Raw genomic sequence first — 21,187 nt, 5'->3', positions numbered from 1 at the left:
ACAGAAGACGAGGGGCATTTCCTGCTTTTTTATTTTTCCAACTGTGGAAATTTTCTTTTCCAACTATCTCTTACGGAAAAGCCAGTTACTCTATCAGTCCGTGCTCCTTGGCTTTCTGCATAAGCAATTCCATGAGGGGCTCACGCTCATTGGCCACCTTGCCGTCCAGCACAGCGTCCTTGAGAGTCTGCTTCAGCGCTCCTACCTCTGGGCAGGAGCCCAAATGGAACATTTCCATGATTTCCCTGCCATCTATACAAGGCTGGAACAGTCGCTTGTAGTCGCGCACCTTCAAGTCGGCAATCTTTTCGCGCACCAAGCGGAAATTATCCAGGAAGTGCTGTTTGCGCACTTGGTTCTTGCTGGTAATGTCGGCTTCGCAAAGTGTCATCAAGTCGTCAATATCATCGCCGGCATCGTTCAGAAGTCGACGCACAGCGCTGTCGGTCACTTCCTCGTCGGAAATAACAATAGGCCGCATGTGCAACTCTACGAGTTTCTGCACATATTTCATCTTGGCATCCATGGGCAACTTCATGCGACGGAACATCGAAGGAATCATTCTGGCTCCCACGACATTATGGTTACGGAAAGTCCAGCCTGCCTGATTGTCCCACCGCTTGCTGCGTGGTTTACCTATGTCATGAAGCAAGGCAGCCCAGCGCAACCAGAGGTTAGAGGTTTGACGGCAAACATTTTCGAGCACCTCCATCGTATGGTCATAGTTGTTCTTATGCGAGCGACCGCAACGTGTCTCCACCTTGTCAAGCTCACAAAGTTCGGGCATGATGAGCTGCAGAAGCCCTGTATCCTTGAGATAATAGAATCCACAACTGGGATGAGGCGAAAGCATAATCTTGTTCATCTCGTCGGCTATGCGCTCACCGCTGATAATCCTCAGTCGGTCGGCATTGCGCGAGAGTGCCTCGTAGGTTTCGTCCTCTATCTGAAAGTTGAGCTGAGTGGCGAAGCGCACACAACGCATCATGCGCAAAGGATCATCGCTGAAGGTAATATCTGGATCAAGTGGTGTTGCCACAATTCCGTCTTCCAGGTCATAGACTCCATCAAAGGGATCAACCAGTTCACCAAAGCGCTCGCTGTTGAGACACACAGCCAGCGCATTGATGGTAAAGTCACGACGGTTCTGATCGTCCTCGAGCGTTCCATCCTCCACAATGGGCTTGCGCGAATCGTGATTATAACTCTCTTTACGTGCACCGACAAACTCGACCTCTATATCACGATACTTCACCTGTGCAGTGCCAAAGTTGCGGAATACAGACAGATGAGCCTTCCTGCCCAGTTTCTGTTTAAGAGCAGAAGCCACCTGTATGCCGCTTCCCACCACCACAACGTCAATATCATTGGAAGGCCGTTCCAGGAAAAGGTCTCTCACATATCCGCCTACCACATAGCATTCCAGTCCCAAGCTGTCTGCTGCCTGTGATATAAGATGAAAAATGTCTTTATCAAGTATTTTTGCCAGTTCGGCATTGGATAGATTTCTCATTTCTATATAATTTCGGACTGCAAAGTTACTGCAAATCGAAGACAATACAAAATAAAAAAGGATTTTTTTGTTTTTATTGTTGAGATGCAGCGTAACTTATCTAAAGTTACTGCAAATCGAAGACAATACAAAATGCTTCGCCACTTATTTTTATACAATATATTTGGCTATTTCATCAGAAATGCTTAAATTTGCAGCGATTTTCGAAAATATTATGGCAGATTCAGCAAAAACAGAGCAGCAGTTTAAGGACGTCCTGACAGAGTGCAGAACGCTTTTCCAAAAGAAACTGCACGACTACGGCGCATCATGGCGCATCCTGCGTCCCTCTTCGCTTACCGACCAGCTTTATATCAAGGCCAAGCGCATCCGCTCACTTGAAATAAAGAAGGAGTCGCTCGTGGGCGAAGGCATCCGACCCGAATTCATCGCCCTCATCAACTACGGCATCGTGGGCATCATACAGCTCGAGAAAGGTTATGTGGACGAGGTGGACATCACTTCCGACGAAGCATTGCAACTATACGACAAGTATGCCCTTGAGGCTCTGCAGCTCATGACACGAAAGAACCACGACTATGATGAGGCATGGCGCTCTATGAGAGTGAGCAGCTATACCGACTTCATCCTCACCAAGATACAGCGAGTAAAGGAAATAGAAGACATTCAGGGCGACACACTCGTTTCGGAAGGCATAGATGCCAACTATATGGACATCATCAACTATGCCGTTTTCGGAGTCATCAAGATGAGTGAAGAGTAAAGAATGACGACTGAGAAATGAGGAATGAAGAATAAGGCAACACAAATCATCAGGAACACGGCAGTCAACATTGGGCGGCTGCTCATGGCGGCGACCTTCATCTTCTCCGGATACGTGAAGGCCATCGACCCATTGGGCACACAATACAAACTCGCCGACTACCTGCAGGCAATGGGGATAGGAAGTTTTCTGCCCGAATGGACGCTGCTCGTTGGAGCAGTTCTACTGGCTGCGCTGGAGTTCTCGTTGGGCATCTTCCTGTTGTTTGCCATCAGAAGACACCTCGTCTCAAGGATTGTGCTCGCGCTGATGAGCATCATGACCCTGCTCACCCTGTGGATAGTCATCGCCAACCCCGTGAAAGACTGCGGATGCTTCGGCGATGCAGTCGTACTGAGCAACGGACAGACCTTCATCAAGAACATCATCCTGCTCGCCATAGCACTCATGCTGCTGAAATGGCCTACAAGCATGGTGAGGTTCGTATCGAAGAAAGCACAATGGATCGTCATCAACTATACGGTCATCTTCGCCTTGGCACTCAGCGCATGGAGTCTGTGGGACTTACCCCTGTTCGATTTCCGTCCCTACCACGTGGGAGCCAACATAGCACAGGGAATGAAGATTCCACAAGGTGCGCCACAACCGAAGTTCGAGACGACATTCATACTCGAGAAGAACGGTCAGCAAAAGGAATTCACCCTCGACAACTATCCAGACTCCACATGGACTTTCGTCGACTCGAAAACCGTGCAGACAGCCGAAGGATACGTGCCACCGATACACGACTTCAGCATACAAGACAACAAAACGGGTGAAGACATTACACAAGAGGTGCTGAACGATACAAGTTACACCTTCCTGCTCATCTCGCCCACCCTGGCTTACGCCGACGATTCCAACTTCGGCAGAATAGACCAGATATACGAGTTTGCACAAGACTATGGCTATCGGTTCATCTGTCTCACGGCAAGTTCAGACAAAGACATCGCCAAATGGCAGGACATCACAGGAGCAGAATATCCCTTCTACACTACCGATGCCACAACCCTGAAGACGATGATAAGAAGCAACCCCGGACTGATGCTCCTGCACCATGGAACCATCATACAGAAATGGAGCCACAACAAGCTGCCACAGCCCGAGGAACTCAATCAGCCCTTGGAGAAAAGCGCATTGGGCAAGATGCCATCCGACAGCATACCACGCAAGATCCTACTCATGCTCATGTGGTTTGTGCTGCCCCTCACACTCCTCGCCATCGCCGACAGACTATGGGCTTGGACAACATGGGTGAAAAAGAAGAAAGAGAATGCTAACAAGATAATATCAACTTTTAACAAAAAAGAAAAGAAAATGAGAAAGAAAATTGTAGCAGGCAACTGGAAAATGAACATGAACCTGCAAGATGGTGTAGCTCTCGCTAAGGAAATCAACGAGGCTTTGGTAGCAGACAAACCAAACTGCGACGTTATTATCTGCACTCCATTCATCCACTTGGCTTCAGTAGCTCAGGTCTTGAATGCAGAGGTAGTAGGTCTTGGTGCAGAGAACTGCGCAGACAAGGAGAAAGGCGCTTACACCGGTGAAGTTTCAGCAGAAATGGTAAAGAGCACAGGTGCTCAGTATGTCATTCTCGGTCACTCAGAGCGTCGCCAGTACTATGGTGAGACTGCAGAAATCTTGAAAGAGAAGGTAGAGTTGGCTCTGAAGAACGGCTTGAAGGTAATCTTCTGCTGCGGCGAGACTCTCGAGGAGCGCGAGGCTGAGAAGCAGAACGAGGTTGTAAAGGCAGAGCTTGAGGGTTCAGTATTCCACCTCGACGCAGAGGCTTGGAAGAACATCATCCTCGCCTACGAGCCAATCTGGGCTATCGGTACAGGCAAGACTGCTACATCCGACCAGGCTGAGGAAATGTTGGCTTACATCCGCTCTATCGTAGCAGAGAAGTATGGCAACGAGGCTGCAGAGGAAACATCTATCCTCTATGGCGGAAGCTGCAAGGCAAGCAATGCTCCAGAGCTCTTTGCTAAGCCAAATATCGACGGCGGTTTGATTGGTGGCGCTTCTTTGAAGGCAGCTGACTTCAAGGGCATCATCGACGCTTGGAAGAAGTAATTTCTGAAAAGCTAACAGAATCATTACATATTGTCAGCATGGGCTACTGCTGCCTCGCATCAAATACGGGGCAGCAGAAAGTCCATAGCTGATATTTCCATTTTTATCAAAAACATTAAAATCATCATGAAGCAATTCGTCATCGTACTTATCGCAGCACTCTGCTCTGCCACTATGGCTCATGCGCAGAAGTATCTCGACCACTTGCAGCAACGAACCCCAGGACAGGGAACTGTTACCGTGAAACAGAGCAAGGAAATCGACGAATTGGTCAATGGCAAGGCTGCAAAACCACAGGCAGACAAGCAGAAGACAGAAACGTCGCAAAAGGCCAACCCTCAGCATCACGAAGAGGGACAAAACAAGAAGCCCGCTCCCGACTCGGTAAAGAAACAACAAACACCCGATACTGCCAAGAAAGCTGAACACAGCAATACAGAGGGAAAAAATAACGAAGAAACAGATACACCTGCAGTCGACATGCACAAGAAAGTGATGCGTGGAAGCTATAAGGTTACAGGATATAGAGTACAGGCTTATGCCGGAGGCAACTCACGAAACGACCGACTGAAGGCAGAACGAATAGGAAACGCCATCAAAATGCGTTATCCCGACCAGCCCGTATACGTACATTTCTATTCACCAAGATGGATCTGCCGCGTGGGCAACTTCCGCTCTCTCGAAGAGGCACGGAAGATGCTTGCCAAGGTAAAGGCCATGGGCTACAGACAAGCCTGTCTGGTGAAAGGAAAAATCACAGTACAATATTAAGCACACTAAAGTAAAATCATGAATCCAGAAACAGAATTTCGCGAAGGCCTCGACGAACTGGCCGTACACTACAAAGAAGTACTCAAACTATTGGGCGAAGACCCTGAGCGTGAGGGACTCGTCAAGACACCGATGCGAGTGGCCAAGGCCATGCAGGTGCTTACACGCGGATACACACAAGACCCTCACAAGGTCCTGACTGACGCACTCTTTGCCGAGAAATACGACCAGATGGTCATCGTCAAGGACATCGACTTCTTCTCGATGTGCGAACACCACATGCTGCCATTCTATGGCAAGGCTCACGTGGCATACATCCCCAACGGACACATCACAGGACTGAGCAAGATAGCCCGCGTGGTGGACATCTACAGCCATCGCCTTCAGGTGCAGGAGCGCCTCACACAGCAAATCAAGGACTGCATACAGGAAACCCTCAAACCTCAGGGCGTGATGGTAGTCATAGAAGCCAAGCATATGTGCATGCAGATGAGAGGTGTGGAAAAGCAGAACAGCATCACGACAACAAGCGACTATAGTGGTGTATTCAACTCTCTCAACACCCGACAGGAATTCATGAACCTCCTGAGAGGTGAAAGCAAGAGAATCTAAATATAGTGTTCCGTGTTTAATGTTTAGCTTGTACTTATGGATGCTAACATTAAACACGAAATACTAAACATTAAACACTAAACACAATGATGAAATTTATCTCGTGGAACGTGAACGGCCTGCGCGCCTGTGTCGGTAAAGAGTTTGAACAACAGTTCAAACAGCTCAATGCCGATTTCTTCTGTCTGCAGGAAACCAAGATGCAGCAAGGTCAACTCGACTTAAGCTTTGACGGTTACGAAAGTTACTGGAACTATGCCGAGAAGAAAGGCTATTCTGGCACAGCTATTTACACAAAGCATAAGCCATTAGGAGTAAGCTACGGCATGGGCATCGAAGAACACGATCACGAGGGACGCATCATCACCTTAGAGTACAAAGACTTCTATCTCGTTACCGTCTACACTCCAAACTCTCAGAATGAATTGCGTCGGCTCGACTACAGAATGACATGGGAAGAAGACTTCCGCAAGTTTCTCAAAGACCTCGATGCCAAGAAACCCGTCATCGTATGCGGCGACATGAACGTGGCTCATCAAGAAATAGATATCAAGAATCCGAAGACAAACCGACGCAATGCAGGCTTTACCGATGAGGAGCGCGAAAAGATGACACAGTTATTAGAAGCTGGTTTCATAGACACCTTCCGCTACAAGCATCCGGAAGACGTCACCTATTCATGGTGGTCGTACCGTTTCCGTGCCCGTGAGAAGAATGCAGGCTGGCGTATCGACTATTTCCTTGTATCCGAACGTCTGAAGGAAAAGATCAGCGAGGCTTCTATCCTCACCGACTTCATGGGCAGTGACCATTGCCCTGTAGAACTCGACTTGAAATTCTCATGATGAGGCAAGAAAAGTCTTTTCTATGGTGCATTCCTTAACGTTAAATACAGAACATTGAACATTAAGCGATGAACATCAAGCGGTGAACATTAAGCGGTGAACTGCATACCCAGCAATAAAGCACTTGTCTTAACTTCTTAACTCCTTAACTTCTTAACTCCTTAACTTCTTAACTCCTTAACTTCTTAACTCCTTAACCTAATATAATAAGGTAAAAGAGCAGAATGTCCATCAAGAATCGCTAAAAAAGCAAAGATGTATGCGAAAAAACTGCAAAAAACGATTAAATATTTGTTCATTTCAAAATAATATCATACCTTTGCAACCGCAAATGTTCAATAGAGCATAAGCAATCGGGATTTGGCGCAGTTGGTAGCGCACACGTCTGGGGGGCGCGAGGTCGCTGGTTCGAGTCCAGTAATCCCGACATAAAAGACGAGAGGTCATTAAGCAACAGCTTATACCTCTCGTTTTTTTTGCGTTTATTAACAACCTATCATGCAAGATTTCTTCTCTATTTCGTTTTAAACATAGAAAAAAGTCACAATCAAGGCAACAACGGCGCAATCCTTCAAGCAAAAGATATGAGGGAAATACCATTTGCCGACAGGAGGACGATAATAGCAAGATAATAATATTAATCATTAAAAACAATAACAAAACAATGAAGAAGTTCACTATCTTATCATTCGTTGCAGCCCTGATGGCTGCTTTCTCTTTCACATCGTGCAATACTGGTGGCGATTCTTACAGCGCTCCAACACTGGATCAGCAGCAGTCCATGATCAATATGATCGGCTACTCACAGGCGGGCGGAATGGTTTACTACAACGAGAACAAACTGAACACCAAAGATGTACTCGACACCATTCCTGGCATAGTTGCAAGAATCACTTCAGAAACCAACAAGGACAAAGATGGCAACATCAAGAACCTGTATGCTTCTGTTTCTTTCAAATTCCCAGTTTCTATCCTGAGTAAATTTGTTAATGACGACAAGTTGGCTGCAAAGATTGCAGAGATGGATAAGGTTGACATAAAGGTAAACCTCATACCTTATCTGTATAGTACACAGACATTCATCGCCAACTCTTATGACCTGGAGCTCGGCAACATCGTAACATCAGAGAAGGAATACAAGAAGGTTACCGTGAAGTTCTACAACAACTATTGCGTAGGTGGCTATCAGACCAACAACAGCACTAAGAAACAGTATTTCTGCTTCTATATGCAACCTGCTTACATCTATGTTGATGGTACACAGACAAGCCTGCTGAAAGCCAACAGATTCAACGGCACAGACTTCCCACCAGTTTTCCAGTTTACTACCGACAAGAAGAACTAAGAAAACGAGGAAAAGGCTAAAAGATATTACTCTTCTGAAAAAGAAGTACTCTCTGAATGATTAAACGTTCCGGAAACGGAAAAGGGCGCACCGACAAATATCGTCGAATGCGCCCTTCTTTTATGTGTTCCTCGACCAGTATAATCTGATCGAGGAATAAAGATTACAAGAGTTGATTACTCCTTACGCCAGAGCTTGCTCATATCCTCGAGGGTCTTTCCCTTTGTCTCAGGAACGAGTTTCCATACGAAGATAGCTGCAAGGATACAGATGGCGCCATAGAGACCATAGGTGAACCAATGACCGAAATCGTCGCCAGGAGTAAGGTGCATATTGAACATAGGCACGAAAGTAGAGCTGACGATGAAGTTGAATATCCACTGGAAGGCAACGGCAATAGCCACTGCAGCACCACGGATAGTATTGGGGAAGAGCTCGGCAATAAGAACCCAAGCGATTGGACCCCATGAGAACATGAAACTGGCACTATACACCATAATACTAATCATGGTGACTGTACTCAAGGCAGCATTACCAAAGGTAAGAGCCACACCAAGCGCACCTACAGCCATTCCTATAGAGCCAAAAATGAGCAGAGGCTTGCGTCCCAACTTCTCTACAGTGAAGACTGCCACAAGTGTGAACGATATGTTGACTACACCCATGATAACCGTCTGAACCATAGGATTGCCCATACCCATATCCTGGAAGATACGAGGAGCATAGTAAAGCACCGCATTGATACCTACAGCCTGCTGGAATACAGAAAGCATAACACCTACGAAGATGCACATGAAACCATAAGAGAAAAGTTTCTCGGTTTTCACAGTTACAGTATTCTTGATATCGTGGATAATCTCGCGGGCTTTCTCCGAACCGTTGATCTTGGAGAGGATTCCGAAGGCCTTATCGTCCTGACCCACCATGACAAGATAACGGGGAGTCTCTGGCACGAAACAGATAAGGAAAGTAAACAAGCCTGCAGGCACCATCTCACTACCAAACATATAACGCCAACCAGTCTCGATAGTCCACTGAGCATCCACCATATTGGCTATGGCACCGGCCGCATCGTATATAGGATTGGCATGAGAACCCATAATCAGGAAGTTGACGAAGTAAACCACCAACTGACCGAAGATAATGGCAAACTGGTTCCAACTAACCAACATACCGCGCACATTACTTGGTGCGATTTCACCAATATACATAGGACAGATGGCAGAAGCCATTCCCACGCCGATACCACCGAGCACACGATAGAAGTTAAACACTACGAGCAAGGTCCAGTCGGCTTGTCCCTGAGGAAGGATATAGCTTTCAGGCTCCATTGATCCCCAGGCAGAGAGGAAGAAGCAAATGCCCGCAAAAATAAGCGAACGCTTACGACCGAAATTGCTGGCAAAGAGTCCAGACAGTGAACTACCAATGATACATCCTATCAATGCACTTGAAGAAGTGAATCCGTGCATAAAATCGGAGTATTCGAAATCATTAGCACCCTTAAAGAATGCCTGCAAACCCTTCTCGGCTCCCGATATCACGGCGGTATCGTAACCGAAAAGCAAGCCACCGAGAACGGCGACCATCACGATTGAGATAAGATAGGCTTTAGAGCCCTTTTGATTTTGTTCCATTTTTTATTAGGTTTTGTGACATTATTACTCTATTAATACACATTTTCTCAATAAATATTACGTATAATCTGCCTTTTTCCCCAACTTTTTTCGTAAATTTGCAACCAAATTAGACTTTACACAACATGAACATAGCAGATTTTCTAAATAAGGAAGGACAAAAGAGAGGATTCTCCTTCGAGGTACTGCCCCCACTCAAGGGCAACGGAACAGCAGCTCTGTTCCGCACCATCGACAGTTTGAAGGAGTTTGACCCACGCTTCATCAACATCACGACGCACCACAGCGAGTACGTTTACAAGGAACTTGAGAACGGTCTGCTGACCCGTCAGCGTGTGCGTAGACGTCCTGGTACCATCGCCATTGCAGGAGCCATACAGAACAAGTACGATATTCCTGTGATCCCTCATATCATCTGCAGCGGAGCTTCTAAGGAAGACATCGAGTATGAGTTGCTCGACCTCCAGTTCTTGGGAATATCCAATGTACTCGTGCTACGTGGCGACAAAGCCAAAGAAGACCGACAGTTCACCCCTACCCTTAATGGACACGCCCATGCCACTGACCTTCTGAAACAAATCAGCCAGTTCAACGAGGGATTCTTCATAGACGGAACCCCCATTAAGTACCCTGGCGAGAAATTCTATTGTGGAGTAGCATGCTACCCAGAGAAGCATGAGGAGGCACCCAACTTGGAGCAAGACCTCCAGCACCTGAAAGAGAAACAAGACCTCGGTGCATCCTATGCCGTAACCCAGCTCTTCTACGACAACCAGAAGTTCTACGACTTCGTGGAGAGAGCCCGCAAAATGGGAATTACGATGCCTATCATCCCAGCCATCAAGCCCTTCGCCAAACTCTCACAACTTACCATGGTGCCCAAGACCTTCCACTGCGACATACCGGAAGAACTGGCACAGGAGGTGCTGAAGTGCAAGACCGACGATGATGCAAAGGCACTCGGCATAGAGTGGACAACCACTCAGGTGAAAGACCTCTTCGAGCATGGCTACAGTCATGTACATTTCTTCACCGTATCGGCTGTAGAAAGCGTAAAGCAGATAGCTAAAATCCTGTTTTAAGTAAACAACCATAAAAAAATATAGATGAAATTCAGCGAAGTGATAGGACAGCAGGACGTGAAAAACCGTCTGATGCAGATGGTGGCAGAACATCGTGTGCCCCATGCCCTGCTCTTCTGCGGTCCAGAAGGCTGCGGCAAGTTGGCCATGGCACTTGCCTTTGCCAGCTATCTGTTGGGAGAAAGAGAGGAGGATGCTGAAGACGACTCTCCGCAGACCAGACGTGCCACCTCCATGCTTCGCAAATGGGAACATCCCGACCTACATTTCACCTATCCTACTATTAAACTTGCCAGCATGGGCGACCATTCACCCGTGAGTCTCGACTTCGTCAAGGAATGGCGGGAGATGTTGCTCAGCGAGGCTTCCTATCCGCAAATCAACGACTGGATAAGCAGAATGGGCAAGACAAGCAGCGAGAAAGACGGCAACAAGCAAGCCATCATCACGGTGGAAGAGAGCGAAGCCATCAGCCACAACATAAGCTTGATGTCGAGCCAAGGAGGTTATAAAATCAGCCTGATCTGGTTGCCAGAGCGCATGAACATACAATGCGCCAACAAGATGCTGAAGCTCTTGGAGGAACCACCAAGACAAACCCTTTTCCTCCTGGTAAGCGAACAGCCCGAGCTGTTGCTCGAAACCATCAGAAGCCGTACCCAGCGTATCGACTTCAAAAAGATAGCTACTCAGGAACTTGAGCAGGCACTCATTGAGCGACGGGGACTCGACAGGGACACAGCACACCGCATGGCAAGAATTGCCAATGGCAACTGGAACAAGGCGCTGGAGGAACTCAATGCAGGAAACGAAAACCAGCAGTTCCTCGACCTCTTTATCATGCTGATGCGACTGGCGTACATGCGCAAGATACACGACCTGAAGAAATGGTGCGACATCGTGGCGGCATTCAACCGCGAAAAACAGAAGCGCATGCTCGACTACTTCACCCACATGCTCAGAGAGAGTTTTATGTACAACTTCCATCAGGAAGAACTCGTCTATATGACACAGGAAGAGGAGAACTTCGCCAAGAACTTCGCCCGCTTCATCAACGAGGCCAACATTATCGATATTTTCCACCTTTTCGATGAATGCAAGGCGATGATCAACCAGAATGCCAATGCCAAGATTATCTTCTTCGACATGGTACTGAACGTCATCGTTATGCTCATCAGAAAATAAGAGGAAGTAAAACAAAAAAGCAACAAAAGGCGCAAGCCTTACCAATATATACAAACATAAACTATATACATTATAATAATTAGATCATCGTGGATTACAAGAATATGAAATTCAGAATGTTCAATGGTTGCGACCGAGGACTCTGCAGATGTGCAGTAGGCCGACAGGACCGCCAGCTGAACACATACGACTGGCTTGCCGACGTACCTGGCAATGCCGAGAGCACAGACCTCGTGGAGGTGCAATTCAAGAACACACGCAAGGGTTACTACCACAACGTGAACAACCTGGACTTGAAGAAGGGCGACGTTGTAGCCGTAGAGGCCAATCCAGGACACGACATTGGCGTGGTGACACTGACAGGAAGACTGGTGAAACTTCAAATCAAGAAAGCCAACCTCCGTTCTGCCGACGACATCAAGCGTATCTACCGCATAGCCAAGCCCGTGGACTTCGAGAAATGGGACGAGGCAAAGAGCCGTGAGCACGGTACTATGATTCAGAGCCGACAGATAGCCAAAGACTTGGGACTGAAGATGAAGATTGGCGATGTGGAGTATCAGGGTGACGGCAACAAGGCTATCTTCTATTACATCGCCGACGAGCGTGTAGACTTCCGACAGCTGATCAAGGTGTTGGCGGATACTTTCCATGTACGTATAGAGATGAAACAGATTGGTGCGCGACAGGAAGCCGGACGCATAGGCGGAACAGGACCTTGCGGGCGAGAACTCTGCTGCGCTACCTGGATGAAGAACTTTGTCAGCGTAGGCACCAATGCCGCACGTTTCCAGGACATCTCGCTCAACCCACAGAAGTTGGCAGGTATGTGTGCCAAACTGAAATGCTGCCTTAACTACGAGGTTGACAACTATGTGGAAGCAAGCAAAAAGCTGCCTCCTAAGGATGCTCTCCTGCAGACTGCCGATGGAGAATACCATCAGTTCAAGGTTGACATTCTGGCAGGTCTTATCACCTATTCTACCGACAAGAACTTGGCTTCCAATCTGGAGACCATCAGCGCAGAACGTGCTTGGGAAATCATCAAGATGAACAAGGCAGGCGAGAAGCCTCTGAGCCTCATCGAGAATGGTAAGGCAAAACCTGCTCCTAAGTCCAGCGACCTCTTGGCAGAAGCAGACTTGAGCCGTTTTGACAAGGCGAAGAAGAAAAAGAAGAACAACAATCGCCAGAACAACCGTAAGCGTAATGCACAAGGTGACAACCGCCAGCAAGCAGACAACCGTGCTGAAAACAAACAGCAGGGAGAAAACCGTCAAGACGAAAACAGACAGCAAGGAGACAACCGTCCAAACCGTCAGCAAAACAACCGCAGACGCAACAACAACCGTCCTCGCCCACAACAGGGAGAAAACAATAAGGGAGAGGCCAATAAAGCAGAAACCAACAAGGCCGTAGCCAACAAAGGAGAAGGAAACAAAGGCGAAGCCAATAAGGGCAATGGAAACAAGAGCGGAGAAAACAAGGCTCCCAACAATGAATAACTGATGAAGCATTCTGTGGCTTACAACATGAGCCACAGAAGCTATAACTTTCGAGAAAGAAAAGATGAAGCGCTGGGCTTATACCATATGGATAATCATGGGGGCTGTAATGCTCTTCCACTCGTGCAGCGACACGCTGGTGTACGACAAATACGAGCACACCCCTATTGCCGGTTGGGAGAAGAACGACATACTGTCGTTCGACATACCACCTCTGAAGACTTCTGGCACATACGAGCAACAATTAGGGCTCAGGGTGACAGGAGTCTACCCCTTCATGGGTCTTACACTTATCGTAAATCAGAGTATCTTCCCCAAAAGCAAACTTCAGGGTATGGAGAAAACAGAAAAATCGGATACCATACAATGCGACCTGATAGACAAGAGTGGAGCTACCAAGGGACAAGGTATCAGTTATTACCAATACAATTTTCCCATCAATGCCTATCGCTTTGCTTCCGGCGACTCCATCCATATCACCGTCAAGCATAACATGAAGCGTGAGATTCTTCCGGGCATCAGCGACATCGGAATCAAGATGAATCGCATAGGAGAATAAATGGGTAAAAAACGCAAGTACTTGCGATGACCAACGAAAGTACTTTCAATGACCAACGTAAGTACTTGCGACAGCCATCGCAAGTATCTTCATTTTTTGAGGCTATAGGGTAGCCATAATTTGGGTTACATCGGATGGCAAGATAAAGACCCACAAAATCATACAACAAAAGCGACTTCATAGGACGAAGTCGCTTTTGTTGTTTATATATATTTTTCTTGTCGATGAATCTTAGATTAGGTTCTTACGAGGTTTCTTCCCGCATCGATTCTGAGGAAGATAAAGAGAAGTATGGTAAAGCCCCAGAGCGACGAGCCTCCATAACTGAAGAACGGAAGCGGGATGCCGATAACAGGAGTGAGTCCCAATACCATACCTACATTAATAAACACGTGAAAAAGGAAGATACTGAGTACACTATAACCATATACTCGCCCAAACTTGAAGGGCTGCCGCTCGGCAAGAATAATCAGCCTGATGATTAAAGCCAAGAACAGCAACAGCACTCCTGCCGATCCTAAGAATCCTTCCTCCTCACCCACGGTACAGAAGATAAAATCGGTGTCCTGCTCGGGCACAAACTTCAGTTTGGTCTGTGTACCATTGAGGAAGCCCTTTCCCTGAAGACCACCAGAACCTATCGCAATCTCACTCTGGTGCACATTATAACCCGCACCAGCCAAGTCTTCCTCCAGTCCGAGAAGTACGTTGATACGCACACGCTGATGAGGCTCCATCACATTGTTGAGCACATAGTCGGCAGAATAAAAGAAAGCCAAGGACCCTAAAGCAAACAACGCGATGAAATAATAGTTTCTGATGCGTGCGGATAAGCCCTGATAGAACAGGAATCCAATGAGCACGAAACTTACAATCAGCTGAACATAGGTCACATCGAAAGGAATGACGTAAACAGAGAAGAGCATACATCCCAAAGTGATGCCGACAGTATAGAGAAGCATCTGTACCGTTTGCCGCCCATTGTGAATATAGTTGCTCACCATGCCCGTAGAAAAGATTTGCACAAGTAAGAGCACAACGAACTCGCCTACCGACGTTTGTCCATCCCACATCATCACATTTTCGTACTTCACACCCACCACGAAGTAAACCACCATAGCAACGGCAGTAAAGAGAATACTGCCAGGCATTCCTTCACGATAGAACATAAGGAAGAAGGCAGAATAGACAAGTGCAGAACCCGTCTCGCGCTGTCCCACGATACATATCATCGGAAGGATAATGATAAAGGCTGCAGCAACGAAGTCTTTCATGCGATGAATATTGAAGCCATAGCTCGACATAAACTTGGAAATGGCAAGAGCCGTAGCAAACTTGGCAAACTCGGCTGGCTGCAGACGCAAAGGTCCAAGCACAAGCCACGAACGGGAACCCTTGATACTATGCGGATTGAAGATGGTGGCAAAGAGCAACAGTACCAAGGCGGCATAGATGACATAAGAGAAGGTGTCGTAGAACCTGTCATCGAGCAACAAGATAATGAAACCGAGCGTGATGGAGGTTCCTATCCAGATAATCTGCATTCCCGAACGAGAGCCAAGACTGAAAATATCATTGTCGCCATAGGTATAGCTGGCACCACAGACACTTATCCATCCAAAGGTGAGAAGCGCCAGATAAATGCCTATCGTCCACCAGTCGAGCGAACGAAGCACACCTTGTTGTCTGTTATCTGATTGAACCATATTACTTATTCAAATATCGCAAATCGAGCGAGTTTGGGTTATTAAAAGTTGAAGAAGAGAGGCGCTTCCTGTTGCTTAAGATGAAGCGCCCATCTCCCTGATATTTCTATCTGCTGCTTGAGCCATAGGCAATTCTTCGTGCCTGCATCTGTGCGGCAAGAGCCTCAGAAGCTGGCGACAGCTTGCCTTTGATATATTGCTCCATCATGAGTCCACCAATAGGCACACCATAGTCGGCTCCCCAGCCACCGTTCTCAACATATACAGCGATGGCTATCTGAGGATTGTTCATCGGTGCGAAACCCATGAACACAGAGTGGTCGTGACCACGGTTCTGTGCAGTACCGGTCTTGCCGCATGGTTCAAAGTCATAACGGGCAAGCATCTTACAGGTTCCCTTCAAGGCAGAACTGCGCATACCTGCCACGACATAGTTGTATGCCTTTTTCGAGGCCATGGTGTAATGACGACGAGTATAGAGTGTATCGAGGGGCTCACCCTTCACCTTGCGCACCACATGGGGCGCATAATAATATCCTCGGTTGGCGATGGTGGCTCCAAGATTGGCTATCTGCAGAGGAGTGAGGTTGACCTCACCCTGTCCGATAGAGATACTGATAATGGTGAGTCCGTTCCATGACCCTCGGTAAGCCTTGTCGTAGAACTCGGCATTAGGAATCAGTCCTCGTTTCTCGCCAGGCAGGTCGATACCAAGTTTGTATCCGAATCCCATACTCTTCATATAGTCGCGCCAGGTGTTCATAGCCACTTGCACATTGGGATACTTGCGCCTGTTGCCCATCATATAATAGAGTCCCCAACAGAAGTAGCCATTGCAGGAGGTACTGATGGCATCGATGAGAGCTATAGGAGAAGGATGTCCGTGACAGCCTACATGCAGTCCGCGATAAGAGAATCCATGATGACAGGGGAAAGCTGTACCCGGCGTGATGATTCCTTCGGTGAGGTATGTGAGCGCCTGAGTAGTCTTAAAGGTTGAACCCGGTGGATACTGACCCATGATACTTCTGTTGAGCAACGGTTTCCAGGGGTCATGCGAAAGGTAACGGTGCATCTTTCCGCGCATCTTTCCTACCAACCTACGTGGATCATAAGAGGGCGACGACACCATGGCAAGCACTTCGCCCGTCTTGGGATCGATGGCTACAATACTGCCTATCTTTCCTTGAAGGAGTCGCTCTCCAAGAGCCTGCAGGTTCAGGTCGATGCCCAGAGTAAGGTCTTTGCCTGCCACAGGACGCTGGTCGAACTTGCCACGCTGGTAACTTCCCTGTATTCGTCCGTGCGCATCACGAAGTTTGATTTTGATACCCTTCTCTCCCCTGAGCTCTTTCTCATAGTATTTCTCCACACCGAGTTTACCGATATAGTCGCCTGGCTGATAGTAGCTGTCATCTTCTATATCGCTCTCCGAAACTTCTCCCACATCTCCGAGCACATGGGCAGCATAGGGACCGGTGTATTCACGTATGCTTCGCTTCTGCACATAGAAACCTGGGAAGCGGAACATCTTTTCCTGGAACACACTGAAGTCCTTATCGGACAACTGTCCCATGAAGAGCTGCTGGGTGTAACGCGAATAACCGGGATTTTTGGAACGGTCCTTGATATCGTTCATTCGCTTGATGAAGAACTCTTTTGTAATGCCAAGCGAGTTGCAGAAGTCCATCGTGTCGAGTCTTCCACTCTCCTCGTTCATCACCACCATGATATCATAAGACGGCTGATTGTACACCATCAGTTTGCCGTTTCTGTCGTAGATGGCTCCACGTGACGGATATTCCACCTGCTTGAGGAAGGCATTACTGTCGGCATTCTTCTTATAGTCGTCGCTCATAATCTGCAACGTAAAGAGACGAATGATGTAAATGGTCACAATTCCTATGGCCACTCCACCTATCACAAACTTACGTTTTTCGAGATTATAATCGATCATAATAACTATTTATATAATATGCCCTATTTTTTTATATATTTTACCCTTACACCTTATTATTATATATACCTTATTATATATATGTATCATTCTATGCATGCATAGAGTATGATTCGTTCTCCGTCTATTTCGTAGAGAGAAGGCGAAGGGGAAAAACTACTTGCGCACATTCTCTATGGCCATCAGCAACACATAGGTGAGAGCAGCACTTCCCACGATACATTCTATCCACTGCAACCAGTTGAAGAAATTGAAAGTCTCGAGTGTAAAGAAGAGCAGGCAATAAATCACCACGATGATGAGCGAATACCAAAAGTAAGAACTTCCAAGCGTGCGCACGCCAGGAAGCAAGTCGTCAGAACTGTCACGGGGCAGGAACAGCTCGAGCAGATAAGGCTGCAAGAGAGCTATTGCCGTCATAGAGCCAGCAGCCACACCCGGAGTGTTGGCGAAGATGTCGACTCCCAATCCCAGGGCAAAACTCCACAATAACATTTGCCAACGAGGCGTGTTACGACGAAAGTGGAGCACGAACATGATGTACAGAAGCGGTGTGGCGCAATGGAAAAGATGTATATGGTTACACACCAGTCCTTGCACCAGCAGGAGAACAAAGAATACTCCCCATCGCTTTACTATATCTATACTCATTTTTCAAAAAGAATTGAAAAAGTGTTGTCTTTAAAATCTGTTTTGTTTCTGCGAAACGGCAGAGTGCATTATTGTGGCTTGATGGAATCCTGTGCTGCCCGCATCAGGTCGATACGTTCCTGCAAGGCAGAATCATCAACAAGGCACACATCGCGCAAGCGGGCAAAATCGGTAGACAACTTAACCTGTACACGATATGACAGTCCGTCTGCCGAATTGAACACATGCAGAACCTTTCCCACCATGACACCTGGAGGGAAGACCGATGAATATCCACTCGTCACCACATTGTCGCCCAACTTGAAGTGAGCATGTCTTGGCACGTCCTCGAGATAAGCCAACTGTGAAGAGCCACCTCGCCAGCGCAGATAGCCGAAATAGCCACGGCGCTGTATGGTACAGCTGATATTGGAATGGCTGTTGAGAGCTGGGATGACGATGCTGTAATGTTCAGACACCAAGTAGACAATGCCTACCACGCCCATGCCACAAACCACGCCCATATCGCGCTTCACTCCATCGGCAGAACCCTTATCTATAGTGATAAGGTTGTCGTATCTGTTCACCATATTGGCGACGACCTTTGCCGGAATAAGCCTGCATCCCTGGAAGGGAACCATGCTTGACAAGCGTGTCACTGCAGCTTCCTGACTGCGGGTAAGGCGGGCGATACTGTCGTCCAGCATTCTTACCTGCTGTTCCAGGAAAGCATTGCGCTGAGTGAGCTGACTGTTGACGCCTGACAGCGCGAAGTAACTCTCCACAGCCGAATCCCACTCATACACCTTGCCCGTAACGGCGTTGGCCGACGAGAACCACACACTGCCCTGATAACTGTTGTATCTGAAGAGCAGTACCATGCTCACTACCTCAAGCACCAGGAACACAAACCAGTGGTTGTGTTTCGCCAGAAACTCTGTAAGGTTGTGCATACGCTATAGTTTCTCTGAAATTCAGATTTTCAATTATCTCATCAGGAACGAGAAGCGGTCTACATTCTTCAGCGCGATGCCGGCACCCTTAGCCACACTGTGCAATGGGTCTTCGGCAATATGGAAAGGAATGTTGATCTTGGCTGTGAGACGCTTGTCGAGTCCACGGAGCAAAGCTCCACCACCAGAGAGCCAGATACCATTCTTCACGATATCAGCATAGAGCTCAGGAGGAGTGTTCTCAAGAGCTGAGAGCACAGCATTCTCGATCTTTGCCACAGTCTTGTCCAAGCACTGAGCTATCTCCTGATAGCATACAGGCACCTCCATAGGCAGAGCTGTGATGCGGTTAGGACCATGAACAATAAAGTCTTCTGGAGCCTCATCACCCAGGTCGGTAAGAGCAGAGCCTACATGTATCTTGATACGCTCGGCCATACGCTCAGACACCTTCACGTTGTGCTGACGGCTCATGTACTCCTGAATATCAGCAGTCAGGTCGTCACCTGCTGTACGGATGGAGTTGTTGCTCACAATACCGCCAAGTGAGATGACAGCAATCTCGGTGGAACCGCCACCTATATCAACTATCATGTTTCCCTCTGGCGCCTCCACATCGATACCGATACCGATAGCTGCTGCCATAGGTTCAAAAATCAAGTAAACATCACGTCCGTCGGCATGCTCGGCAGAATCGCGTACAGCACGGAGCTCCACCTCGGTAGAACCAGAAGGCACACCAATTACCATACGGAGTGAGGGAGAGAAAAGACGGCTTCCTGTATGCACCATCTTGATAAGACCGCGCATCATCTGCTCGCATGCAGTAAAGTCGGCTATCACACCATCACGCAAAGGACGGATAGTACGGATATTGTCATGAGTCTTCTCGTACATCATCTTAGCCTTCTCACCTACAGCAATCATCTTGTCTGTACGGCGGTCGAGGGCTACAACAGAGGGCTCATCCACCACAATCTTATCATCGCTGATAATAATGGTGTTGGCTGTTCCCAAGTCCATTGCGATTTCCTGAATAAATGAAAAAAATCCCATTTTCTTTTATAATTACTAATTGTTTATTTTAAGCTTAAAATATCTACGCCAGCACTAAAACTTGACGCACATTACTTAGCGAACCAAGCGTGGATAGCTGTATCGTAGTGTGAGCTTACGCCAAAGGCACGCTCTGCAAACATTTTGCGATCCTCGATATCGGTCTCAGCACCTTTCTTCTTCAAGATATCGAGCAGCACACTGTACTCAGCCTTGCTGGGCACGATAACAACATCCTTGAAGTTCTTGGCTCCGGCACGGATCAGAGAGATTCCGCCTATATCGATCTTCTCAATGATATCGGCATCACTTGCACCACTTGCCACAGTCTGCTCGAAAGGATAAAGGTCTACTACCACGAGGTCGATGCTTGGAATCTCATACTCCTTCATCTGCTCCTGATCGCCCTCATTGTCGCGACGCGCGAGAATACCTCCGAATATTTTTGGATGAAGAGTCTTCACACGTCCACCGAGGATGGATGGATAAGTGGTTACATCCTCCACTTTCTGACATTCATAACCGAGTGACTCGATAAACTTCTGTGTACCACCGGTGCTCAAGAATTTAACACCCTCTTCATTCAACTTGGCAAGGAGTTCATCCAAGCCGTCCTTGTGAAAGACAGACACTAAAGCTGTCTTGATTTTCTTTGTTTCAGCCATTGATTTCTACTTATTTGAAATAATGGTGCAAAGGTACAAATAATATTTGAGCCCACCAAAAATCACTCGTGTTATTATTAGCTTTTTAACGCAAGAACGATGTTTCTTGACCTGAGTTAACCCTAAAAGCCATTTCTGCCATCTTTTAAGACCAAAGCTGGTCATCTATTAAGACCGAAGCCGGTCATCTATTAAGACCAAAGAGAATCATTCACAAAGTACAAAACTCGTCTCCCGCCAAGCACCCGATTACCGACACATTGACAGCACTTTCAACTATAAACG

The 21,187-nt window shown here is 47.4% G+C and carries 18 protein-coding genes and 1 tRNA gene; 11 read left to right on the top strand and 8 right to left on the bottom strand.

Going from position 1 to position 21,187, the window contains the following annotated elements:
• Nucleotides 1–85: 85 nt before the first annotated feature.
• Nucleotides 86–1,513, bottom strand: coding sequence for a CCA tRNA nucleotidyltransferase (locus P3T48_RS10900; RefSeq protein WP_276506697.1), 1,428 nt, complete (start codon nt 1,511–1,513; stop codon nt 86–88).
• A 214-nt stretch (nt 1,514–1,727) separates the two neighbouring features.
• On the opposite strand from P3T48_RS10900, the gene P3T48_RS10895 reads away from it, so the two are divergent.
• The 7 genes from P3T48_RS10895 to P3T48_RS10865 all read left to right on the top strand — a co-directional run bounded on the left by P3T48_RS10895 (nt 1,728) and on the right by P3T48_RS10865 (nt 7,967).
• A complete protein-coding gene (locus tag P3T48_RS10895; RefSeq protein WP_228114108.1) occupies nt 1,728–2,276 on the top strand; it encodes a DUF1599 domain-containing protein in 549 nt (182 codons plus the stop codon).
• Nucleotides 2,277–2,300: 24 nt separating this feature from the next.
• Entirely contained in the window at nt 2,301–4,394 is a 2,094-nt protein-coding gene (locus P3T48_RS10890) for a BT_3928 family protein (protein WP_276506696.1), read from the top strand.
• A gap of 126 nt (nt 4,395–4,520) precedes the next feature.
• The gene (locus P3T48_RS10885) at nt 4,521–5,165 is read left to right on the top strand and encodes an SPOR domain-containing protein (protein WP_158463138.1); all 645 of its coding nucleotides are present in this window, start codon (nt 4,521–4,523) and stop codon (nt 5,163–5,165) included.
• Nucleotides 5,166–5,183: 18 nt separating this feature from the next.
• Nucleotides 5,184–5,777, top strand: a complete 594-nt coding sequence (gene folE / locus P3T48_RS10880; protein WP_022251815.1) for a GTP cyclohydrolase I FolE — start codon at nt 5,184–5,186, stop codon at nt 5,775–5,777.
• 89 nt (nt 5,778–5,866) lie between these two features.
• A complete protein-coding gene (locus tag P3T48_RS10875; RefSeq protein WP_276506729.1) occupies nt 5,867–6,622 on the top strand; it encodes an exodeoxyribonuclease III in 756 nt (251 codons plus the stop codon).
• A gap of 354 nt (nt 6,623–6,976) precedes the next feature.
• Nucleotides 6,977–7,049 (top strand) — tRNA-Pro (locus tag P3T48_RS10870).
• Nucleotides 7,050–7,286: 237 nt separating this feature from the next.
• A complete protein-coding gene (locus P3T48_RS10865; protein WP_276506695.1) occupies nt 7,287–7,967 on the top strand; it encodes a DUF4840 domain-containing protein in 681 nt (226 codons plus the stop codon).
• A gap of 176 nt (nt 7,968–8,143) precedes the next feature.
• On the opposite strand, the gene xylE is transcribed toward P3T48_RS10865, so the two are convergent.
• Nucleotides 8,144–9,604 carry a D-xylose transporter XylE gene (gene xylE, locus P3T48_RS10860; RefSeq protein WP_276506694.1) on the bottom strand — a complete coding sequence of 487 codons (1,461 nt, stop codon included), beginning with the start codon at nt 9,602–9,604 and terminating at the stop codon, nt 8,144–8,146.
• 125 nt (nt 9,605–9,729) lie between these two features.
• Between xylE and metF the strand changes: the two genes are divergently transcribed.
• The 4 genes from metF to P3T48_RS10840 all read left to right on the top strand — a co-directional run bounded on the left by metF (nt 9,730) and on the right by P3T48_RS10840 (nt 13,935).
• Entirely contained in the window at nt 9,730–10,686 is a 957-nt protein-coding gene (metF, locus tag P3T48_RS10855; RefSeq protein ID WP_217757881.1) for a methylenetetrahydrofolate reductase [NAD(P)H], read from the top strand.
• Nucleotides 10,687–10,710: 24 nt separating this feature from the next.
• Nucleotides 10,711–11,871 (top strand): DNA polymerase III subunit, encoded by a 1,161-nt coding sequence (locus tag P3T48_RS10850; RefSeq protein ID WP_276506693.1) that lies wholly within the window; start codon nt 10,711–10,713, stop codon nt 11,869–11,871.
• An 89-nt stretch (nt 11,872–11,960) separates the two neighbouring features.
• Nucleotides 11,961–13,376 carry a PSP1 domain-containing protein gene (locus P3T48_RS10845; protein WP_443217191.1) on the top strand — a complete coding sequence of 472 codons (1,416 nt, stop codon included), beginning with the start codon at nt 11,961–11,963 and terminating at the stop codon, nt 13,374–13,376.
• Between the two features lie 64 nt (nt 13,377–13,440).
• Nucleotides 13,441–13,935, top strand: coding sequence for a gliding motility lipoprotein GldH (locus P3T48_RS10840; protein WP_276506692.1), 495 nt, complete (start codon nt 13,441–13,443; stop codon nt 13,933–13,935).
• A 236-nt stretch (nt 13,936–14,171) separates the two neighbouring features.
• Here P3T48_RS10840 and rodA read toward each other — a convergent pair whose 3' ends face one another.
• From rodA to P3T48_RS10810, 6 genes are all read right to left on the bottom strand, one after another.
• The gene (gene rodA / locus P3T48_RS10835; protein WP_276506691.1) at nt 14,172–15,641 is read right to left on the bottom strand and encodes a rod shape-determining protein RodA; all 1,470 of its coding nucleotides are present in this window, start codon (nt 15,639–15,641) and stop codon (nt 14,172–14,174) included.
• A 106-nt stretch (nt 15,642–15,747) separates the two neighbouring features.
• Complete coding sequence (mrdA, locus tag P3T48_RS10830) at nt 15,748–17,598, bottom strand: penicillin-binding protein 2 (RefSeq protein ID WP_276506690.1); 1,851 nt, start codon at nt 17,596–17,598, stop codon at nt 15,748–15,750.
• A gap of 156 nt (nt 17,599–17,754) precedes the next feature.
• On the bottom strand, nt 17,755–18,249 hold the full coding sequence (mreD, locus tag P3T48_RS10825) for a rod shape-determining protein MreD (RefSeq protein ID WP_022251803.1): 495 nt from the start codon (nt 18,247–18,249) through the stop codon (nt 17,755–17,757).
• A 68-nt stretch (nt 18,250–18,317) separates the two neighbouring features.
• Entirely contained in the window at nt 18,318–19,181 is an 864-nt protein-coding gene (gene mreC / locus P3T48_RS10820) for a rod shape-determining protein MreC (RefSeq protein ID WP_276506689.1), read from the bottom strand.
• Nucleotides 19,182–19,214: 33 nt separating this feature from the next.
• Nucleotides 19,215–20,237, bottom strand: coding sequence for a rod shape-determining protein (locus P3T48_RS10815; RefSeq protein ID WP_022251801.1), 1,023 nt, complete (start codon nt 20,235–20,237; stop codon nt 19,215–19,217).
• Nucleotides 20,238–20,308: 71 nt separating this feature from the next.
• Nucleotides 20,309–20,902, bottom strand: a complete 594-nt coding sequence (locus tag P3T48_RS10810) for a phosphoribosylaminoimidazolecarboxamide formyltransferase/IMP cyclohydrolase (RefSeq protein ID WP_022251800.1) — start codon at nt 20,900–20,902, stop codon at nt 20,309–20,311.
• Nucleotides 20,903–21,187 lie beyond the last annotated feature (285 nt).

This window comes from Segatella intestinalis, assembly GCF_029348455.1.
In the GTDB taxonomy this organism is placed as follows: domain Bacteria; phylum Bacteroidota; class Bacteroidia; order Bacteroidales; family Bacteroidaceae; genus Prevotella.
Note: the sequence above shows the minus strand (reverse complement) of the source record. Positions and strands in the feature narration are given on the sequence as shown.

What these genes read in the sequence shown, in the direction of transcription:
- mrdA (WP_276506690.1), bottom strand. Translation starts at nt 17,598, where the DNA reads ATGATCGATTATAATCTCGAAAAACGTAAGTTTGTGATAGGTGGAGTG.
- P3T48_RS10900 (WP_276506697.1), bottom strand. Translation starts at nt 1,513, where the DNA reads ATGAGAAATCTATCCAATGCCGAACTGGCAAAAATACTTGATAAAGAC.
- P3T48_RS10850 (WP_276506693.1), top strand. Translation starts at nt 10,711, where the DNA reads ATGAAATTCAGCGAAGTGATAGGACAGCAGGACGTGAAAAACCGTCTG.
- P3T48_RS10840 (WP_276506692.1), top strand. Translation starts at nt 13,441, where the DNA reads ATGAAGCGCTGGGCTTATACCATATGGATAATCATGGGGGCTGTAATG.
- mreD (WP_022251803.1), bottom strand. Translation starts at nt 18,249, where the DNA reads ATGAGTATAGATATAGTAAAGCGATGGGGAGTATTCTTTGTTCTCCTG.
- folE (WP_022251815.1), top strand. Translation starts at nt 5,184, where the DNA reads ATGAATCCAGAAACAGAATTTCGCGAAGGCCTCGACGAACTGGCCGTA.
- P3T48_RS10890 (WP_276506696.1), top strand. Translation starts at nt 2,301, where the DNA reads ATGAAGAATAAGGCAACACAAATCATCAGGAACACGGCAGTCAACATT.
- xylE (WP_276506694.1), bottom strand. Translation starts at nt 9,604, where the DNA reads ATGGAACAAAATCAAAAGGGCTCTAAAGCCTATCTTATCTCAATCGTG.
- P3T48_RS10865 (WP_276506695.1), top strand. Translation starts at nt 7,287, where the DNA reads ATGAAGAAGTTCACTATCTTATCATTCGTTGCAGCCCTGATGGCTGCT.
- metF (WP_217757881.1), top strand. Translation starts at nt 9,730, where the DNA reads ATGAACATAGCAGATTTTCTAAATAAGGAAGGACAAAAGAGAGGATTC.
- P3T48_RS10895 (WP_228114108.1), top strand. Translation starts at nt 1,728, where the DNA reads ATGGCAGATTCAGCAAAAACAGAGCAGCAGTTTAAGGACGTCCTGACA.
- P3T48_RS10815 (WP_022251801.1), bottom strand. Translation starts at nt 20,237, where the DNA reads ATGGGATTTTTTTCATTTATTCAGGAAATCGCAATGGACTTGGGAACA.
- P3T48_RS10875 (WP_276506729.1), top strand. Translation starts at nt 5,867, where the DNA reads ATGAAATTTATCTCGTGGAACGTGAACGGCCTGCGCGCCTGTGTCGGT.
- rodA (WP_276506691.1), bottom strand. Translation starts at nt 15,641, where the DNA reads ATGGTTCAATCAGATAACAGACAACAAGGTGTGCTTCGTTCGCTCGAC.
- P3T48_RS10885 (WP_158463138.1), top strand. Translation starts at nt 4,521, where the DNA reads ATGAAGCAATTCGTCATCGTACTTATCGCAGCACTCTGCTCTGCCACT.
- mreC (WP_276506689.1), bottom strand. Translation starts at nt 19,181, where the DNA reads ATGCACAACCTTACAGAGTTTCTGGCGAAACACAACCACTGGTTTGTG.
- P3T48_RS10810 (WP_022251800.1), bottom strand. Translation starts at nt 20,902, where the DNA reads ATGGCTGAAACAAAGAAAATCAAGACAGCTTTAGTGTCTGTCTTTCAC.